Origin of the sequence: Variovorax sp. dw_954, from assembly GCF_018449755.1 — a bacterium.
In the GTDB taxonomy this organism is placed as follows: Bacteria; Pseudomonadota; Gammaproteobacteria; order Burkholderiales; family Burkholderiaceae_C; genus Variovorax.
This window is the reverse complement of sequence record NZ_JAAVVD010000117.1, coordinates 1-456: the sequence shown is the minus strand read 5'-3', so window position 1 is coordinate 456 and position 456 is coordinate 1. Positions and strand designations below refer to the sequence as shown.

Annotated in this window: 1 protein-coding gene; it reads right to left on the bottom strand. The window is 67.1% G+C overall.

Translation table 11 applies throughout. From position 1 onward, the window contains the following. Positions 1 to 176: 176 nt before the first annotated feature. The coding region (locus HB681_RS37775) for an NAD(P)-dependent oxidoreductase (RefSeq protein ID WP_275946442.1) at positions 177 to 456 on the bottom strand (280 nt) is incomplete at its 5' end.

Sequence of the window (456 nt, the reverse complement as noted above, 5' to 3'; positions counted from 1 at the left end):
ACGGATGCCGAGCGTGCGCATGGCCTGTACGCCGCCGGCCGCATCGTCGATGCCGAAGCACACGAAGGTGTAGTCCAGGCCCAGTTCGCGGTACGCGGCGTTGTGGACCTTGACGTTGAATGTGAAGGGCTGGCCCGCAAGCGAGCCGCACAACGTGGGGATGGAACTGGGCATGGCTACACCTTGGAAAGATCGAACGCGGCAACCGGCTTCTGCCCGGCCAGGCCCTTCAGGAGATTGTCGGTGGCAAGCTCGGCCATGGCGCGGCGCGTCTCGTGCGTCGCGGAGCCGATGTGCGGCAACGGCGTCACCTTCGGATGCGTGCGCAGCCGAGAGTGCTGCGGCAGGGGTTCGACCGCGAACACATCGAGGCCCGCCGCACGCAACTGGCCGCTGTCGAGCGCGTCGAGCAATGCCGCTTCCTGCACGATGGCGCCGCGCGAGCCGTTGACGAAA